The organism is Mesorhizobium sp. P2_F7 (genome assembly GCF_056403695.1).
Genome location: NZ_JBFUFA010000002.1, coordinates 637,443 through 653,950, shown reverse-complemented (window position 1 = coordinate 653,950; position 16,508 = coordinate 637,443). Strand labels below are relative to the sequence as shown.

Sequence of the window (16,508 nt, the reverse complement as noted above, 5' to 3'; positions counted from 1 at the left end):
AGCAGGGCGAATGGTGATTTTTGAGGCGGCCCGGCGAGATCGATCCCGATTTCCCGATCACGCCATGCAGATATGGTGAAGGGAGACCGCGATGTCCATACAGGCGACCATGGAAGACAAGCTGAACAAGGCGTTTTCGCCGGAGCGGTTGGTGATCGTCAATGAAAGCCATCTCCATGCCGGTCATCACCATCACGGCTCCGACCATCATGGCGCCTATGACGGCACCGGCGAGACGCATTTTCGCGTCCGCATCGTCTCGCCCGTCTTTGCCGGCATGAGCCGCATCGACCGCCACCGCGCCGTCAACGAGTTGCTGGCGGCGGAGTTGAAGGCCGGCGTCCATGCGCTGGCCATCGAACCGGCAGCACCCGGTGAAAAGACCCGCTGGTAGGCCGCCTCAGATCACCGCTTCGATCAGAAACGGTCCCGGGCGCGAGAGTGCGCTGTCGAGCAGCGCGTCGAACCGCTCGCAGGTTTCGGCCCGTGCAGCCTCGACGCCCATGCCGTTGGCCAGCGCAACCCAGTCCAGCGCCGGATGGTCGAGATCGAGCATACGCCTGGCGTTCTCGCCGATCGAATTCACGCCGACATTCTTCATCTCGCCATGCAGGATGGCGTAGGTCCGGTTGGAAAAGATGATCGTGACCACGTCGAGCTTTTCCCTGGCCTGCGTCCATAGGCCCTGCACCGTGTACATGCCGCTGCCATCGGCTTCGAGATTGATCACCTTGCGGTCCGGGCAGGCGATCGCCGCCCCTGTTGCCATCGGAATGCCGCCGCCAATCGATCCGCCCGTGCCCATCATGTAATCGTGCGGCGCCGCATAGGCCGACAGCGCAAAGAACCGCCTTGCCGAGGTGACCGCCTCGTCGCAGACGATGGCGTTCTCTGGCAGCTTGCGCGCCACCGATAGAGCGATCGCGTCGTCGGTCAACTTGCCGCTTGGTGTTAATTCGTCGGGAAAGGCGGTCGCTGCGGTGAATTTCTGGGTTGCCTTGATACCAAGCTCGTCGGCGAGCGCCTCCAGCGCCGCTTTCAAATCCTCGCCATGCGCCGCCAGCGAAAGCACCTCGCAATCGTCTCGGACCAGCCGCCCCGGTTTCCCCGGATAGGCGAAGAAGGCGACCGGCTCCTTGGCGCCGACCAGCACCAGCACGTCGATATCCCTGAGCGTGGCCGTTGCGGCGTCGACCGGATAGGGAATGCGTGTCGGCGCGAACCGCCCGCGACCGCGCTGCATGCGGGCGATCAGCACCTCGCTGAACAGGCTGACATTGCCCGCCGCCGAGATTTTCCCGGCAATTTCAAGCGCATCGACGCGCGCTGCTAGCCCGCGCACCACCATGCCGACGCGGCCCGGGCGGGTGCGGATCGCTTCGGCGACCTTGTGCACGGCCTCCATGTCGACGGCGGGCGGCGGCGCCAGCTTGACCTTGCCAGGTGAAATTGCGTCGACCTCGCCCCAGGCGGCATCCGCCGGCAGGATCAGCGTCGTGACGCCAGGAGGGGTCAGCGAAGCACGGAAAGCCGCCTCCGCGGCCGGTGCGATGTCGGCCGGACCCTTGACGCGGCCGACCCAGTTCGACATCGGCGCCGCCAGGCCTTCTATGTTGCTGGTCAGCGGCGCGTCGAGCGGCAGGTGGTAGGAGGCGTGGTCGCCGACAATGTTGATCATCGGGCTGCGCGCGCGCCTTGCGTTGTGCATGTTGGCCAGCCCATTGGCCAGGCCCGGTCCAGTGTGCAGCAGCGTCGCCGCCGGACGGTCGGTCATGCGCGCATAGCCGTCGGCGGCACCCGTCACCACACCTTCGAACAGGCCGAGCACGCAGCGCATTTGAGGCTTGCGATCGAGTGCGGCAACGAAATGCATTTCCGACGTGCCGGGGTTGGCGAAACAGACGGTGACATCATTGGCCAGCAGCACGTCACACAGCAGGTCGGCGCCATTCATGAAATTCTTCCCCGGTTCGACAATCTGCCAGGCAAATGCACCCATAGAAGCCGGTGCGGCAATGTCCTGCCGGGATTTTTGGTCTGATCCAGGGCCTCGCCGCGATCAGCCGACTGTCGATTTCAGGAAGGCCAGTGCCGCAGCGGTCAATGCGTCGCCATCCTCGCCGAAATCATGATTGATCGACATATGCGTATAGGCGCTGCCGTCGAACAGCGTCACCGCCGTCCCGGCAACGCGCAGGCGCTTGGCAAAGGCCGTCGATTGCTCGTCCCGGCCATCGGCGCGCGAATAGGCGATGAAGGTCGGCGGATGCTTCTTTCCGTCGACATAGCTGGCCGGCGATAAGGCCGCCCATTGCGAAGGATCGGAAAACACACGGGCATAGGCCCGCACCATGCCGCCGCTTTTCTCAAGTGCCGCAAGATCATAGGCCCTGGTATCGTCGAGGATCAGCGCTGCTACGCCGGGCAACCCGCCGCGCATGCCGGTCAACGCAATAAGGTGGCATCCGGCCGAATGGCCCATGCCGACGATGCGGCGGGGGTCGCCGCCAAATCGGGCGATGTTGGCCCTGACATAGGCATAGGCCTTCTCGACATCGCCGGCCTGGGTCGCGACATCGGCCTCGGGCAGCATGCGGTAGTCGATGGAGACGAAGCAGAAGCCATTGGCGAGCAGGAAAGCCGGTTTGGCGCCGACCTGGCTGCGTTTGCCGAACTGCCAGGTGCCGCCATGGACGAAGAAGACCACCGGCAGGCCACTGGCACCTTCGGGCGCATAGATGTCGAGCTTGGCCGGGCCGTAGTCGAGCGTCTGCGGAGATGGCCGCTCCGAGGCCTTTGCAGCACCTACCGGCAGCAGCGCTGCGATCAAGGCTAGAAGCAGGGTTCGCCGGTCTATCATCATCGTCTCCTGACCGCCCCGGCGAAGATGCACCTTGGCGTCGTCGAGTTCCAATGAAGGATTGGTAATGCGGGCCGAGCTAGGCGTCGCCCGCCGGCCTGATCCTGATCCTGGCGATCCGGTTCTTGTCGCGCTTCATCACCACGAAGCGCTTGCCGTGGAAGGTAAAGGCCTGCTTTTCCTCGGGGATCGACTGCGTCTCGTGGATGACCAGGCCGGCAATGGTGGTGGCTTCCTCGTCCGGCAGGTTCCAGTCGAGCGCCCGGTTGAGGTCGCGGATCGGCACCGTGCCGTCGACGACGACGGAGCCGTCGGCTTCCTGCTTGACGCCCTGGATGTCGACATCGTGCTCGTCGGCGATCTCGCCGACGATCTCCTCGATGATGTCCTCCAGCGTCACCAGCCCTTCGACCTCGCCATATTCGTCGACGACGATGGCGAAATGCGCCTTGGCGCGCAGGAAGGCGTTGAGCTGCTCCTGCAAGGTCGTGGTGTCGGGCACGAACCATGGCTTGGACGCGATCTTCATCACGTCGATCTTGGTAAAGTCGTTGCCGACCTCGTTCAGCGATCTCAGCAGGTCCTTGGCGTGCAGCACACCGACAATGTTGTCGAGCGAGCCCTTCCACAGCGGCATGCGGGTGTGCGGGCTCTGCAGGATCTCGCGCACCACCGCTTCCGGCGCATTGTCGGCATTGACCGAGCGCATATTGGTGCGGTGGACCATGATGTCGGAGACTTCGAGCTCGTCAAGGTCGAACAGGCCGCCGACACGGTCGCGGTCCTCGCGCACCATCTGGCCGTCACGGCGGAAATCGTCGACCGCACCGCGCAACTCATCCTGGGTGGAGCGCTGCGGCTCGATGCGTGACAGCTCATAGCCGAACATGGCAAGCAGGCGCGTGCGCACGGCAATGAAAAACAGGATGAGGATGGCGAGAACGGCGACGACGATCCAGCCGGTGTCCATCTCAGCCGGCTTTCCCGTTGGCCGGATGGTTTTCCCTGAGGAACGACAGCACTTCGGACGCCGGCACATCCTTGGCAATAAAAGCCTGGCCGATGCCGCGCGTCAGGATGAAGGTCAACGCGCCGCGCGACACTTTCTTGTCCTGTGTGATGAAGCCAAGCAGCGCCTCGGCGTCGGGCAGTTCGCCAGGGATGTCGGACATCCGCCAGGGCAGGCCGACGGCGCGCAGATGCGCCTCGACCCTTGCCGCGTCGTCCGGGCTTGCCAGGTTGAGCCGCGCGGAGAACCGGTGCGCCAGCGCCATGCCGATGGCGACGCCTTCGCCATGGACAAGACGAGCGCCGTCATACTGTGTTGCCCCTTCCAGCGCATGGCCGAATGTGTGCCCAAGATTGAGCAGCGCGCGGTCGCCGGTTTCGAACTCGTCGCGGGCAACGACATCGGCCTTGGCGCGGCAGGCTTCGGCAATCGCCTCGGCCCGCTCCGCACCGCCGGCGAATACCTTTGTCCAGTTCTCTTCCAGCCAGGCGAAAAACGCTGGCCGGTCGATCAGCCCGTATTTGGCGAGCTCGGCATAGCCGGCGCGGAATTCGCGGATCGGCAGCGTGTCGAGCACCTCGGTGTCGGCCAGCACCAGCTTCGGCTGGTGGAAGACGCCAACCAGATTCTTGCCGCGCGGGCTGTTGATGCCGGTCTTGCCGCCGACCGAGGAATCGACCTGCGCCAAGAGTGACGTCGGAATCTGGACGAAATTCATGCCGCGGCGCACGATCCCGGAGGCAAAGCCGGTGAGGTCGCCGATGACCCCGCCGCCGAGCGCAATGACGACATCGCCACGCTCCAGTCTGGCGGCCAGCACGCCGTCGACCACCTCTTCGAGATGGGCAAAGCTCTTGGTCTTTTCGCCGGCCGGCAGAGTGATGACAGCAGGCTGGATGCCGCCTTTTTCCAGACCGGCCTTCAGTGCGTCGAGATGTGTCGCCGCGACATTTTCGTCGGTGACCACCGCCGCCCTCGTGCCGGGCAGGCGGCGCGATATCTCGGCGCCGGCGCGCGCCAGAAGGCCGGGGCCGATCAGGATGTCATAGGCGCGCTCGCGAAGGCCAACCTCGACAGTGACCGGCTCGCTCATGGCCTCACCTCGTCCGGCGCCGTGGTGGCCGGAATGCCGAAATGGCCGCACAGCGCGTCGACGACCTCGGTCGCAATGACCTCCTTGCGGTCGTCGCGTGTCGCCACGGTGACGTCGGAGGTCGCATAGACCGGATAGCGTTCGCCCATCAATCGCTCGAGCACGGCGCGCGGATCGGGGTTTTTGAGCAAGGGCCGGTTCTGCTTCTTGGAGACGCGCTCCATCAACAGATCGAGCTCGGCCTTCAGCCACACCGAGACGCCATGCGACGCGATCGCGTCGCGCGTCTGCGCATTCATGAAGGCGCCGCCGCCGGTCGACAGCACCTGCGGGCCGTTTTCCAGGAGGCGCAGGATGACGCGCTGCTCGAGCGCCCGGAATTCGGTCTCGCCATAGCGCTCGAACAGTTCCGGCACGGTCATGCGCGACACGCTTTCGATCTCCTGGTCGCTATCGATGAACGGCAGGGACAGCATGGCCGCCACCTTGCGGCCGATCGCTGTCTTGCCGGCGCCCATCAGGCCCACAAAGACAATCGAGCGGTTGCCCAGCCTGTCGAGCAGCGCGGCATGGCTCTCGCCAGGAGGATTTGCTGGTAACGCGTTCATGAGACCATGCTGTTTCTAGGCCGTCTTTGCCGGCGTATCGACATCAAAAGCCGGTTTGCGTCAAGCATCGCGCCCTGAGCAGGTCTCGGAAAGTGCAGTGGTTTTCCCGCATCGACCTGCGTTAGGCAAAACCCTTCGTCCTTGAATTGGCCGGATTGGCGTCCCATAAGGGCACAGGGTTTGGAATCGCAGAACAAGAAGACGGGCGAAAATTGATGCCGACACTGTTCCGCTTTGTCGTGACACTGATGATTCTTGCCGGCATTGCCTATGGTATGATGGTGGCGCTGGCGATGTTCGTCGAGCCGAAAAAGGCGGAAATCACCGTGCGCATTCCGCCGGAAAAGCTGAACCCCAAGAAAAACTGACCCGAAGAAACTGACCGCAGGGACATGAACAGCGCGGCTCGCATCGAAGCCTTTCTCGAAATGATGAGCGCCGAACGCGGTGCCGCCGAAAACACGCTGTCCTCCTATCGTCGCGATCTCGAAGACGCCTCGCAGCAGATTGGCGGCGGGCTTGCAGCCGCCGCCGCGGCCGACATCCGCGCCTATCTCGACGACATCGCCGCGCGTGGCTTTGCCCCGACGTCGCAGGCGCGCAAACTGTCGGCGATCCGCCAGTTTTTCAAGTTCCTCTACGCCGAGGGGCTGCGCAGTGACGACCCAACCGGCACGCTGGACAGTCCGAAAAAGGGCCGGCCGCTGCCCAAGACGATGAGCGAGGCCGATACCGGCAGGCTGCTCGACCGCGCGGCCCTGGAAGCAGGTGATGGCGTCAATGGCGACCGGCTGGCGGCGCTGCGCCTCCACGCGCTGGTGGAGGTGCTCTATGCCACCGGCCTGCGCGTCTCCGAACTGGTCGGCCTGCCGGTGACCGTCGCCCAGCGCGACGACCGCTTCTTCATGGTGCGTGGCAAGGGCGACAAGGAGCGCATGGTGCCGCTGTCGGCCAAGGCGCGCACGGCGATGCGGGCATGGCTCACGGCCCGGGCCACGGTGCCGGCTTTCGCCGACAGCCCGTTCCTGTTTCCGGCCGCCGGCGACAGCGGCTATCTCTCCCGGCAGGTCTTTGCCCGCGACCTCAAGGGCCTCGCCGCGCGGGCCGGCATATCAGCAGCGAAAATATCGCCGCACGTGCTGCGCCATGCTTTTGCCAGCCATCTCCTGCAGAACGGCGCCGATCTCAGGGCGGTGCAGCAGCTGCTCGGCCACGCCGATATCTCGACCACGCAGATTTACACGCATGTGCTGGAAGAGCGGCTGGTGCGGTTGGTCAACGATCATCATCCGCTTGCCGACTAGGCCTCATATCGCTATGTGAAGGCACGTTCCACCGCGCGGAGCCGCCATTTCCCGGGTCCCGCCAAGTCTTTGCCTTCCGACGCATCGGTCCGCTCAAGAATGTACAATTACCTCGATTTCGAAAAGCCGGTGCAGGACCTTGAACTCAAGATCCTCGAGCTGAAGAAGCTTGCCGAGAATGGCGAGGCGGTCGATGTCGGTGACGAAATCAGCCGGCTCGAGAAACGCGTGCGCGACGCGCTGCGCGACATCTACAAGGCGCTGACGCCGTGGCAGAAGGTGCAGGTCGCGCGCCACACCGACAGGCCGCATTGCCTCGACTACATCAAGGGCCTGTTCAGCGATTTCACGCCACTCGCCGGCGACCGCAATTTCGGCGAGGACCAGGCGATCATCGGCGGCTTCGCCCGCTTCCGCGGCGAACCGGTGGCCGTCATCGGCCAGGAAAAGGGTTCGGACACGGCGAGCCGGCTCAAGCACAATTTCGGTTCGGTGCGCCCTGAAGGTTACCGCAAGGCGGTGCGGCTGATGGAGCTTGCCGACCGCTTCAAGATCCCGCTTCTGACGCTGGTCGACACCGCCGGCGCCTATCCCGGCGTCGGTGCGGAGGAACGCGGCCAGGCCGAAGCCATCGCTCGTTCGACCTCGGCCTGCCTCGGCCTCAAAGTGCCGTCGATCTCGGTCGTCATCGGCGAAGGCGGCTCGGGCGGCGCCATTGCGATTGCCACCGCCAACCGCGTCTACATGCTGGAACATGCCATTTATTCGGTGATCTCGCCGGAGGGCGCCGCCTCGATCCTGTGGCGCGACACCACGCGATCCAAGGATGCGGCGACCAACATGAAAATCACCGCCCAGGATCTTCTGGAGATGAAGATCATCGACGCCATCATCCCCGAACCGCTCGGCGGCGCCCAGCGCGCGCCCGAAACGGTGATCGCCGCCACCGGCGACCTCATCGCAAAGACGATGAAGGATTTTGCCGGCGCCAACACCGATTTTCGCGAGCAGCGCCGTGAAAAATACCTGGCGATGGGCCGCAGCCTCTGATTTCGGACCGGTTGCGCGCCRCAATGTGGCGCGAGTGAGCAATTTCGCCACAAAAATGCCGCCGCATTCGGTTCAATGAAAACTCCGTGAAACGGGACGAATTGCCGTGGGGAAGCCGCCCGGAGCTTGCGGTAAGGAATTTTCAAGGTTAACGGGCTTAGGGTCCGTGAAGGTTTAGTGTGCTGGCCGGCGCAGCCGAAGCCCTGGCCCCGAGAAAAAAGACATAGCCGTAACCATGTTCGCCAAGCTTGCCCGCACCGGAATCCTGATCGCCGCCCTCGGCGTTGCCGGCTGCAACGATTCCTCGATGAAGGATTTCGCGCCGGAGGCCAACAAGCCGCTGCCGGACAAGATACTCGCCGATATGAAGGCCAAGGGCATGGTCCGCACCTCCTCGGTGATGGCCCGCATCTTCAAGGAAGAGGGCAAGCTCGAGATCTGGAAGGCCAAGACCACCGGCCGCTACGAGATGGTCGCCAGCTACGACATTTGCAAATGGTCGGGCAAGCTCGGCCCGAAATACACCGAGGGCGACCGCCAGGCGCCGGAAGGGTTCTATACCGTTCGCCCATCGCAGATGAATCCGCGCTCGAACTATCACCTGTCCTTCAACATCGGCTATCCCAACGCCTATGACCGGGCCAATGGCCGCACCGGCGCCAATCTGATGGTGCACGGCGCCTGCTCATCATCGGGCTGCTATTCGATGACCGACCCGCAGATCGAGCAGATCTATGCTTTCGGCCGTGACGCCTTCCAGGGTGGCCAGACCGAGTTCCAGATCCAGGCCTTCCCGTTCCGCATGACCGCCGCCAACATGGCGCGCTATCGCAACGACCCGAACTACGAGTTCTGGAAGATGCTGAAGGTCGGCTACGACAATTTCGAGATCACCAAGGTGCCGCCGAAGGTCGACGTCTGCGAGAAGCGCTATGTCTTCAACCAGGTGGCGCCCGAAGGCACAACCTTCGATCCGACGGGCGCCTGCCCTCCAACCACGCAGCCGGATTCGCTGAAAAGCGCCTACAACGCCTATCAGAGCAGCTATGACGCGGCCTTCAGCGGCGCGGTCAAGGCCAGCGTGCCGGCGCCCAAGCCGACCATTGCCGGCATCAAGGAAGCCAGCATCGTTTCCGACTGGTCGAAGCGCCGCGCCCGCGGCGAGCGCGTGCCGATCGACCCGCCGTCGCTCAATTCCGACGGAACGGTGACCGAGACGGCGCGCATGGGCCGCATCGATTCGCCCGCCGGCCGCAAGATGGCCGCGCTCGACGCCGAGAAGGAAGCCAAGCGCAAGGCCGAGGAACAGCGGCTTGCGGCCATCGAGGCCGCGAAAGCCGCCAAGGCCCAGGCACTGGCCGAAAAGGAAGCCGCCAAAGCCCAGGCGCTGGCCGAGAAGGAAGCAGCCAAGCAGGCTGCCCAGCAGCCGGTCGCCACTGCGAGTGTCGAGGCGGCGCCTGCCGAGCCGCCGGCCGACGAGAGCCGGATGTCAAAGATCAAGAACAAGCTGCTCGGCATGTTCGGCGGCTGAGGTTTCACCTTGGCCGCGATCTACGATCTCAAGGGGCTGAACTGCCCCCTGCCCGTTCTCAAGGCGAAAAAACGCCTGGCGGCGATGCAGCCGGGCAGCCGGCTGTGGCTGGAGACCACCGACCCGCTGGCGGTCATCGACATCCCCGCCTTTTGCGCCGACGCCGGCCATCAGCTGGTTGAAACAGCGGCCGTCACCGGCGGTCATCGCTTTCTGGTCGAGCGCGGCGAACCGCAACCCTGAGTATCAACCCCCGGCAATCGCCAGCGGATTGCTCTCCAGCGCCGCACGATCCGGTGTGTCGATCGACGGCCGGTTGGTGAAAGCGGCGAACAGCCGGCGCACATAGTCTTCCGGCATGTCGAGGGTGATAAGGACCAGCCTGGTGCCGCGCTGACCGTCCGGCCAGGCCGGCAGCCGCGCCGGCGGATGCAGAATCTTCTGCACGCCGTGAACGACCAGCGGCCGCGACGGGTCTTCCGCAAGCTCGATGACGCCCTTCATGCGCAAGAGCTTGTCGCCATGCGCCGAGCGCAGCAGGTCGAGGAACATCTCGATCGCCGAAAACGGCACCGGCCCGTCATGCACTAGCGAATAGGAGCGCACGCGGGAATCGTGGCGATGCGCATGGTCGTGCTCGCCGTGCTCATGCTGGCCGTGATGGTGGTCGCCCTGATCATGGTGGTGGTCGTGCGCGGCTTCTTCGCCCAGCCAGCGCTGGACGTCGGCGGATTTGGTCGCCGGATTGTAGAGGCCGCAATCGAACAGCGCCGCGACGCCGGTTTGGCTGTCACCGGCCTCCAGCACTTTCGCGCCCGGATTGAGCTGACGCAGCCGCGCCCGCAGGGCCTCGAGATCGGCGGGATCGCCGGCCAGATCGACCTTGGTCAGCACGATGCGGTCGGCGACCGCAACCTGCTTGACCGCCTCGACATGACCATCGAGCGTGGCATTACCGTTGACCGCGTCGACCAGCGTGATGACGCCATCGAGCCTGAACGCCTGGACCAGGGCGGGATGCGCCATGATCGATTGCAGCACCGGCGCCGGATCGGCGAGCCCCGTGGTCTCGACGACGACGCGCGCAAGGCGGGCTATACGACCTGTCTGCAGCCGGTCGACGAGGTCGGCCAGCGTGTCGACCAGTTCGCCGCGCACCGTGCAGCACAGGCAGCCATCGGACAGCTGGATGATGCCGTCCGAGGCCTGTTCGACCAAGAGATGGTCGATCGCCACTTCGCCGAACTCGTTGATAATGACGGCGGTATCGACCAGCGCCGGGTCCTTGAGCAACCGGTTGAGCAATGTCGTCTTGCCGGCGCCGAGGAAGCCGGTGAGCACCGTGACGGGTATCGGAAAGCCCGCCATCCTAGTTCGCGGCCTTGACCGACTGGTCGCCCTGCACCGGGGTTGCCGAACCCACCACGACCGGTTCCGAACCCTTTGGCGCCGGGATGTCGGGCCGCCAGCTCGGCAGCGGCACATCGGCGAATTCCTGGCCGCCCTGGTCGAGCATCGCCTTTGGCGCTGGCCCGGTGGCGCCGCCAAGACCGACGGCGACCAGCGTCGGCACGTGGTCCAGCTTTTCCTGATAGGGCGATTTCGGCACATCGGCGCCCTTCGCGGCGACCGGCGGTGCCGCCTCGGACTGCTCTTCGGGCGCCTTCTTCTTGCAGATCTCGTCATGCATGTCGTTGGTCGACACGGCATCGCCATAGGTTGGCATGGCCGCGACCGTGATCGCGTTCGGATCGGGCGTGGCAAAGCCCTGGTCGAGCAGCCTTGCCGCGGTCTCGGCGCGGCTGACCGCCGATTTTTCGCCAAGCACGACAGCGACCAGCGTGCGACCATTGCGCGTTGCCGAGCCGATCATGTTGAAGCCCGATGGACAGACGAACCCGGTTTTCATGCCGTCGGCGCCGGGATAGCGGCCGATCAGAAGATTGTAGTTGGGGATCGCCTTCTTGCCGACGGCAAGGCCTTCGATCGAGAACCACGGCGCGTATTGCGGGAATTCCTTGCGGATCGCCATCACCAGCAAGGCAAGGTCACGCGCCGTCGTATACTGCTCCGGCGAAAACAGCCCGTTCGGGTTGACGAAATGCGTCCCGGTCATGCCGAGCCGCGCGGCTTCGGCGTTCATGCGGATGGCGAAGCCTGCCTGCGAGCCGCCGATATTCTCGCCGATGGCCATGGCGATGTCGTTGGCCGATCTGACCAGCATCATCTTCAGCGCATTGTCGAGCCGCATCACCGAGCCCGGCTTGAAGCCCATCTTGCTGGGCGGCTCGCCGGCCGAATGCTTGGTCACCTTGATCGGCGAGTCGAGCTGGACCTCGCCGGCGGCAATCGCCCGGAAGGTGACATAGGCGGTCATCAGCTTGCTCAGCGAAGCCGGATACCAGCGGCTGAAGGCGTCCTGGTGCTGCAGGACCTTGCCGCTGTTCAGGTCGAACAGGACAATCGGATTGGCCAGAGCCGGCCCGGCCAGCATCGGCAGCGCCAGGGTTCCCGTTAGCAGTAATTTGAGGATATGGCTGTGCCGCATCATGGAATCCGAAATCACCTCTTGCCGTAGTCGCCCCTGGCTCCGTAAGATTTCGTTACGCGATGGCCAGCATGATGAGATCCGGCCCTCAATTTCCGGATCACATTGTTTGCGGTGCTATTTACCCTATGTGACGCCAAGATGGCAAAGTGCCTGGCAATCACGATTGCAAAGCAGCGGGCCAACACCGTCTGCTCCAACAGCGAGATGGAACCATAATGCCGATTCTCAACCGCGCCGCCGAGATGCAGGATGAAGTTGCCGGCTGGCGACGCCATCTGCACCAGACGCCAGAACTGAACTTCGATGTCTTCAAGACCGCCGCCTTCGTCACCGAGAAGCTGAAGGAATTCGGCTGCGATGACGTGGTGACGGGCCTCGGCAAGACCGGCGTCGTCGGCATCATCCATGGCCGCAAGGGCGAAGGCGCGACCATAGGCTTGCGGGCCGACATGGACGCGCTGCCGATCAACGAGATCACCGGCAAGCCCTACGCCTCGACCGTTCCCGGCAAAATGCACGCTTGCGGCCATGACGGCCACACCGCAATGCTGCTGGGCGCCGCCAAATATCTGACAGAAACGCGCAATTTCGCCGGCTCGGTGGCGGTCATCTTCCAGCCGGCGGAAGAAGGCGGCGGCGGCGGCAACGAGATGGTCAAGGACGGCATGATGGAGCGTTTCGACATTTCCAGGGTGTTCGGCATGCACAACATGCCGGGCCTGCCGGTCGGCCAGTTCGCCATCCGGCCGGGCCCGATCATGGCGGCAACGGCCGAATTCACCATCACCGTCAAGGGACGCGGCGGCCATGCGGCTATGCCGCACGGCACGATCGACCCGATCGTCATCGCCAGCCAGCTGGTCGGCGCCTTGCAGACGGTTGCCTCGCGCAGCACCGACCCGGTCGAGGCCGTGGTGGTGTCGGTGACCAAATTCCACGCCGGCGACGCCTACAACGTCATTCCAGAGACCGCCGAGATCGCCGGCACGGTGCGCACGCTGAAGAAGGAGATCGCCAAGAAGTCGGAAGAGCGCATCCGCGCCATTTGCGACGGCATTGCCACCGCCTTCGGCGCGACGATCACTGTCGATTATGACGCCAATTACCCCGTCACTTTCAACAATCCGGAAGAAACCGTCTTTGCCAGCGATGTCGCGGCGAGTGTCGCCGGTGACACCCAGGTTCACCGTGCCATCCAGCCGGTGATGGGAGGCGAGGATTTCTCCTACATGCTGGAAGCCCGGCCCGGCGCCTTCATCTTCATCGGCAATGGCGAGACCGCCGGCCTCCATCACCCGGCCTATGACTTCAACGACGAAGTCATCCCGCACGGCATGAGCTACTGGGTGAAACTGGCCGAAACGGCGCTCGCTGCCTGACCTATGCCGCCTAGAGGCCGGCCGAATTGCCTTCGGCCGGCCTCTTGATTGCCTTCGGCGAGCCTCTTGGCGAAACGATCCGAAGCGGCTATGTGTCGGGCCGCGTGGTCCCGTAGCTCAGTAGGATAGAGCGGCAGATTCCTAATCTGTAGGTCACAGGTTCGATTCCTGTCGGGATCACCAATAACAGGTAGATCGCATCCGCGAAGCTCAGGCCACCTGATCGCCGACCGGCCGAGAGCGTCTCATGGCACCTGATCGGCCTCTTTCGGAACTTGCAAATCGCCACTATCCGAGATGATAGCGATGCCGGAACGGCAATCACGACTACACTGAAGGGGCGTCTGATCGGAATGGATTTTGATTGGCAGAGCATCAACGCTTCAGGGTCGTTTGCCGAGCGCGACTATGTGACGAACAAGCTCTCGATATGGATGCCCATTCTTGAACCGCTGCGGGATACGCCGCTTTCAGTTCTGGAAATTGGTTCCATGGAGGGCCGCTCCGCCCTTTTCTTTGCCAGCTACTTGCCTAAGGCCATCATCACCTGCGTCGATCCCTTCCACAAACGGGAGAAAAGGTTCGACAGGAATTTGAAGCGCTACGCCGATCGGGTGACGAAGATTCGCGACTTCTCGCTGCCTGCGCTGATCAGGCTGCGCCAGGCAGGAGCGGAATTTGACCTTGTTTATATCGATGGTTGTCATGAGCGCGAAAGCGTCATGATGGATAGTGTCCTGGCATGGGGGATGCTCAAGCACGGCGGCATGCTCATTTGGGACGACTACACCGACTACAAGGACAACAAGGCAAATTGGGAGCGTCCCACGTCCGCCGTCGATGGCTTCCTGGTCGCCTACGCGCAAGAGTTTCAAGAGATCTCGCGCACCAAACAGCTCATCGTGAAGAAGACTGCCGATACCCCGCGCTGCCCGGTAAGGGGAAAAATCGGCTCACGCCGTCTCAGGACCTTTGTGCAATCCATTCAGGGCTGGCTCTGAGAGCCACGGCGACGGGTGCGTCGGGCAGCCTTGCTCCGAAACCTATCAGCCCGTGAGGCGCCCACGAAACAACGTGGTGCCGTCCGCCAGGCGCGACCTGGAAATGTCCCGGAATCCAGCCTCGGTCATCCACGCGCGATACTGACCTTCAGTGTAGGATTCGCCTGCGCGATAGAGGTTCAGGAAGGTGAGATTGAGAAAGACACCGTCAGGCGGGCCGAGACGGTCGTCATCGACGACACCCCACCCGGCAATTGCGATCTCGCCTCCTTGTGTCAGGCAACGTGCCGCGTTCAGGATCGAACTGCGCGCCTGGTCCGGCGGCAGCACCTGGACGACGGCTTTCAGGATCGCCAGATCGTGCTGGCCGACCGATGGCGCGACCGTGATGTCGCCTTCTTCGACAACCACGTCGCTGGCGCCGTATTCCGCCAGGATGGCTGGCGCGACCGCTGCGACCGTCGGCAGTTCCATCAGCGTCGACGCAATATGCGGCCAGCGCTCGCGAAGTCCGACGAGAATCGTCCCGGCGCCGCCGCCGATGTCGATCACCGAACCGATCGTCGAGAGGTCCAACGCGCGGGCCAGATGTCGGCCGAAAATCACTCCGCCGGGGGCGAGCATGCGGCTGAAGGCCGCCGCGGACTCAGGCCCTGCCTCGGCAAAGTCGTGCAGCGCAGCCGGCCGGTTCTGCCGCAGCGAGTCTGCGGTCAAAAGGTCGGCTCCCCAGAGCTCGCGCAGCAGCGCGTGATCGCCGCCGCGATAAGTCGGCTTGGACGCGTCGAGGAACTCCGCCGCTTCGGCGCCGTTGCGAAATTGACCATCCTCGACGTCGAGGAGACCGACGCTGGCGAGCGCATAGAGGAGCCGCGACAGACGATCGGGCTCGACTTTGAGCGCGACCCCGAGGCTGCCGGCGGTCATTGCACTGCCGCCGAGCTGGGTGAAGATGCCAAGGTCCAGCCCGGCGCGAAGCGCGAGGGCAGAAGGCACCCCTGCGATCAGCTTGTCGATCCGCTCAAAATCCACCATGTCACATCCCTTTCCTCGATCCGGAGCCGAAAGCGACCCGGCGGATCGGATTCGACCGAACCGGCACCAACCGCAAGCTTTTGCCAGTCGATGCGCGCCGTCGATGCCGAAAACTCCTGTCCCCCGTCACGGAAATGTTTTAACCGCCTTCTTGGCGATAGCCCGGCCTATGGTTGCCATGATGTCGAACTGATTCTCGTAGTTGATCCCGTTCGCCTTCTGGATCGAGGCCTGGATTGCGCTCGAGAACGGCCAATAGGGAAAGTACGGATGACATTCGAATATGCCAACCTCACCGGTCTCGATGTCCCTGGCCATGTCGAAGGTCAGCAGCGGAACATCCGGAAAAGCGGAACGGTGGGCTGACCTGGCGGTTTCCATCATCTCCGGATTGGCGTCCAACACAACTTCCATACTTCGGGTGTTGGAGACTATGGCCGTGCCGCCGCCCTTGCCGAAATCCCATCTCGCCTTCAGCGGTTCACCGCGCCGCGTGGTTTGCCGGATGCAAAGGACGACTTCGCCGAAGACGGTGATCACACGATAGCTGACTGGCCATTCGCCCGTGTAGACGAATTTCTGAACAATCATCGGTCCGCGCCGGCCGAGATGGTCCGGCGGGTATGAAGCGCGGTCAGCAAACTTCACCCTTCCGATCTTCCTGATCCTGACATTGGCGCCGGCCCGTCCGACAGACGGCTTTTCGACGACGTAAGGCCCCCATTCAGCCGGGTCGAGTTTGGTATCCGGGCGCAGCTCTTCCCACCGTGGCACCGATACACCGGCAGCGGAAAGCGTCCTGTACTCGTCTATCTTGCTGCCTTTCACACCTGAAAAGAACTTGCCTGGGAGCAACTTGCGGTCGGTCCGCCGAACCATGGCGACGGACATGGATTGAGAAAGCCAAAGGGGCAAAAGCGCAATCTGCTCCGATCGTTTGTGACGGACAAGGCGGGCAGAAATTCCCTCCGACCTGATTGCCTCTGCGATGCGGTGAAAATCCTGCTTCGTCTTCGGATTCTCGTCCGGTACGACCAACACCACCGTCGTCAAAGGCGCTCTCCCGCGTCCCCATCGCGGCGATATTAGA

At 63.5% G+C, this 16,508-nt stretch carries 17 protein-coding genes and 1 tRNA gene; 9 read left to right on the top strand and 9 right to left on the bottom strand.

What is annotated here, in order from left to right; all coding sequences use genetic code 11:
- The first annotated feature begins 91 nt into the window (after nt 1-91).
- Nucleotides 92-394: a BolA family protein gene (locus tag AC1DZ8_RS08550; protein WP_192258319.1), complete on the top strand. Its 303-nt coding sequence runs from the start codon at nt 92-94 to the stop codon at nt 392-394.
- A 6-nt stretch (nt 395-400) separates the two neighbouring features.
- Here AC1DZ8_RS08550 and AC1DZ8_RS08545 read toward each other — a convergent pair whose 3' ends face one another.
- The 5 genes from AC1DZ8_RS08545 to AC1DZ8_RS08525 form a co-directional block, all read right to left on the bottom strand.
- A complete protein-coding gene (locus tag AC1DZ8_RS08545) occupies nt 401-1,954 on the bottom strand; it encodes an acetolactate synthase large subunit (RefSeq protein ID WP_477400692.1) in 1,554 nt (517 codons plus the stop codon).
- Between the two features lie 105 nt (nt 1,955-2,059).
- Nucleotides 2,060-2,860 (bottom strand): alpha/beta hydrolase, encoded by an 801-nt coding sequence (locus AC1DZ8_RS08540; protein ID WP_477305747.1) that lies wholly within the window; start codon nt 2,858-2,860, stop codon nt 2,060-2,062.
- Between the two features lie 79 nt (nt 2,861-2,939).
- Complete coding sequence (locus tag AC1DZ8_RS08535; protein ID WP_477305749.1) at nt 2,940-3,830, bottom strand: HlyC/CorC family transporter; 891 nt, start codon at nt 3,828-3,830, stop codon at nt 2,940-2,942.
- A gap of 1 nt (nt 3,831) precedes the next feature.
- Nucleotides 3,832-4,962, bottom strand: coding sequence for a 3-dehydroquinate synthase (aroB, locus tag AC1DZ8_RS08530; protein WP_477305751.1), 1,131 nt, complete (start codon nt 4,960-4,962; stop codon nt 3,832-3,834).
- Nucleotides 4,959-5,570, bottom strand: a complete 612-nt coding sequence (locus tag AC1DZ8_RS08525) for a shikimate kinase (protein ID WP_477305753.1) — start codon at nt 5,568-5,570, stop codon at nt 4,959-4,961. Before AC1DZ8_RS08525 ends, aroB begins: the two co-directional genes overlap by 4 nt.
- 215 nt (nt 5,571-5,785) lie before the next feature.
- On the opposite strand from AC1DZ8_RS08525, the gene AC1DZ8_RS08520 reads away from it, so the two are divergent.
- The 5 genes from AC1DZ8_RS08520 (at nt 5,786) to AC1DZ8_RS08500 (ending at nt 9,698) form a co-directional block, all read left to right on the top strand.
- Complete coding sequence (locus AC1DZ8_RS08520) at nt 5,786-5,938, top strand: histidine kinase (RefSeq protein ID WP_112562194.1); 153 nt, start codon at nt 5,786-5,788, stop codon at nt 5,936-5,938.
- A gap of 24 nt (nt 5,939-5,962) precedes the next feature.
- Nucleotides 5,963-6,874, top strand: coding sequence for a site-specific tyrosine recombinase XerD (locus AC1DZ8_RS08515; protein WP_477400689.1), 912 nt, complete (start codon nt 5,963-5,965; stop codon nt 6,872-6,874).
- 99 nt (nt 6,875-6,973) lie between these two features.
- Nucleotides 6,974-7,924 carry an acetyl-CoA carboxylase carboxyltransferase subunit alpha gene (locus AC1DZ8_RS08510; protein ID WP_112562192.1) on the top strand — a complete coding sequence of 317 codons (951 nt, stop codon included), beginning with the start codon at nt 6,974-6,976 and terminating at the stop codon, nt 7,922-7,924.
- A gap of 235 nt (nt 7,925-8,159) precedes the next feature.
- The gene (locus AC1DZ8_RS08505; RefSeq protein ID WP_477305768.1) at nt 8,160-9,455 is read left to right on the top strand and encodes a L,D-transpeptidase family protein; all 1,296 of its coding nucleotides are present in this window, start codon (nt 8,160-8,162) and stop codon (nt 9,453-9,455) included.
- 9 nt (nt 9,456-9,464) lie between these two features.
- Nucleotides 9,465-9,698: a sulfurtransferase TusA family protein gene (locus AC1DZ8_RS08500; protein WP_477305770.1), complete on the top strand. Its 234-nt coding sequence runs from the start codon at nt 9,465-9,467 to the stop codon at nt 9,696-9,698.
- A 3-nt stretch (nt 9,699-9,701) separates the two neighbouring features.
- Here AC1DZ8_RS08500 and AC1DZ8_RS08495 read toward each other — a convergent pair whose 3' ends face one another.
- Nucleotides 9,702-10,823 carry a CobW family GTP-binding protein gene (locus AC1DZ8_RS08495; RefSeq protein WP_477305772.1) on the bottom strand — a complete coding sequence of 374 codons (1,122 nt, stop codon included), beginning with the start codon at nt 10,821-10,823 and terminating at the stop codon, nt 9,702-9,704.
- Between the two features lies 1 nt (nt 10,824).
- Nucleotides 10,825-12,003 carry a D-alanyl-D-alanine carboxypeptidase family protein gene (locus AC1DZ8_RS08490; RefSeq protein WP_477400686.1) on the bottom strand — a complete coding sequence of 393 codons (1,179 nt, stop codon included), beginning with the start codon at nt 12,001-12,003 and terminating at the stop codon, nt 10,825-10,827.
- A 218-nt stretch (nt 12,004-12,221) separates the two neighbouring features.
- Between AC1DZ8_RS08490 and AC1DZ8_RS08485 the strand changes: the two genes are divergently transcribed.
- From AC1DZ8_RS08485 to AC1DZ8_RS08475, 3 genes are all read left to right on the top strand, one after another.
- The gene (locus AC1DZ8_RS08485; RefSeq protein ID WP_454573183.1) at nt 12,222-13,385 is read left to right on the top strand and encodes a M20 aminoacylase family protein; all 1,164 of its coding nucleotides are present in this window, start codon (nt 12,222-12,224) and stop codon (nt 13,383-13,385) included.
- 106 nt (nt 13,386-13,491) lie between these two features.
- Nucleotides 13,492-13,568 (top strand) — tRNA-Arg (locus tag AC1DZ8_RS08480).
- 92 nt (nt 13,569-13,660) lie between these two features.
- On the top strand, nt 13,661-14,386 hold the full coding sequence (locus AC1DZ8_RS08475) for a class I SAM-dependent methyltransferase (RefSeq protein WP_477400684.1): 726 nt from the start codon (nt 13,661-13,663) through the stop codon (nt 14,384-14,386).
- A 45-nt stretch (nt 14,387-14,431) separates the two neighbouring features.
- Here AC1DZ8_RS08475 and AC1DZ8_RS08470 read toward each other — a convergent pair whose 3' ends face one another.
- On the bottom strand, nt 14,432-15,418 hold the full coding sequence (locus AC1DZ8_RS08470) for a methyltransferase (RefSeq protein ID WP_477305776.1): 987 nt from the start codon (nt 15,416-15,418) through the stop codon (nt 14,432-14,434).
- Nucleotides 15,419-15,544: 126 nt separating this feature from the next.
- Complete coding sequence (locus AC1DZ8_RS08465) at nt 15,545-16,471, bottom strand: hypothetical protein (protein WP_477400682.1); 927 nt, start codon at nt 16,469-16,471, stop codon at nt 15,545-15,547.
- Nucleotides 16,472-16,508: the final 37 nt, after the last annotated feature.

Excerpts from the sequence above, each read along its gene's own strand:
- AC1DZ8_RS08470 (WP_477305776.1), bottom strand. The coding sequence starts at position 15,418 with ATGGTGGATTTTGAGCGGATCGACAAGCTGATCGCAGGGGTGCCTTCT.
- AC1DZ8_RS08515 (WP_477400689.1), top strand. The coding sequence starts at position 5,963 with ATGAACAGCGCGGCTCGCATCGAAGCCTTTCTCGAAATGATGAGCGCC.
- AC1DZ8_RS08520 (WP_112562194.1), top strand. The coding sequence starts at position 5,786 with ATGCCGACACTGTTCCGCTTTGTCGTGACACTGATGATTCTTGCCGGC.
- AC1DZ8_RS08495 (WP_477305772.1), bottom strand. The coding sequence starts at position 10,823 with ATGGCGGGCTTTCCGATACCCGTCACGGTGCTCACCGGCTTCCTCGGC.
- AC1DZ8_RS08525 (WP_477305753.1), bottom strand. The coding sequence starts at position 5,570 with ATGAACGCGTTACCAGCAAATCCTCCTGGCGAGAGCCATGCCGCGCTG.
- AC1DZ8_RS08535 (WP_477305749.1), bottom strand. The coding sequence starts at position 3,830 with ATGGACACCGGCTGGATCGTCGTCGCCGTTCTCGCCATCCTCATCCTG.
- aroB (WP_477305751.1), bottom strand. The coding sequence starts at position 4,962 with ATGAGCGAGCCGGTCACTGTCGAGGTTGGCCTTCGCGAGCGCGCCTAT.
- AC1DZ8_RS08545 (WP_477400692.1), bottom strand. The coding sequence starts at position 1,954 with ATGAATGGCGCCGACCTGCTGTGTGACGTGCTGCTGGCCAATGATGTC.
- AC1DZ8_RS08550 (WP_192258319.1), top strand. The coding sequence starts at position 92 with ATGTCCATACAGGCGACCATGGAAGACAAGCTGAACAAGGCGTTTTCG.
- AC1DZ8_RS08510 (WP_112562192.1), top strand. The coding sequence starts at position 6,974 with ATGTACAATTACCTCGATTTCGAAAAGCCGGTGCAGGACCTTGAACTC.
- AC1DZ8_RS08490 (WP_477400686.1), bottom strand. The coding sequence starts at position 12,003 with ATGCGGCACAGCCATATCCTCAAATTACTGCTAACGGGAACCCTGGCG.
- AC1DZ8_RS08505 (WP_477305768.1), top strand. The coding sequence starts at position 8,160 with ATGTTCGCCAAGCTTGCCCGCACCGGAATCCTGATCGCCGCCCTCGGC.
- AC1DZ8_RS08540 (WP_477305747.1), bottom strand. The coding sequence starts at position 2,860 with ATGATAGACCGGCGAACCCTGCTTCTAGCCTTGATCGCAGCGCTGCTG.
- AC1DZ8_RS08485 (WP_454573183.1), top strand. The coding sequence starts at position 12,222 with ATGCCGATTCTCAACCGCGCCGCCGAGATGCAGGATGAAGTTGCCGGC.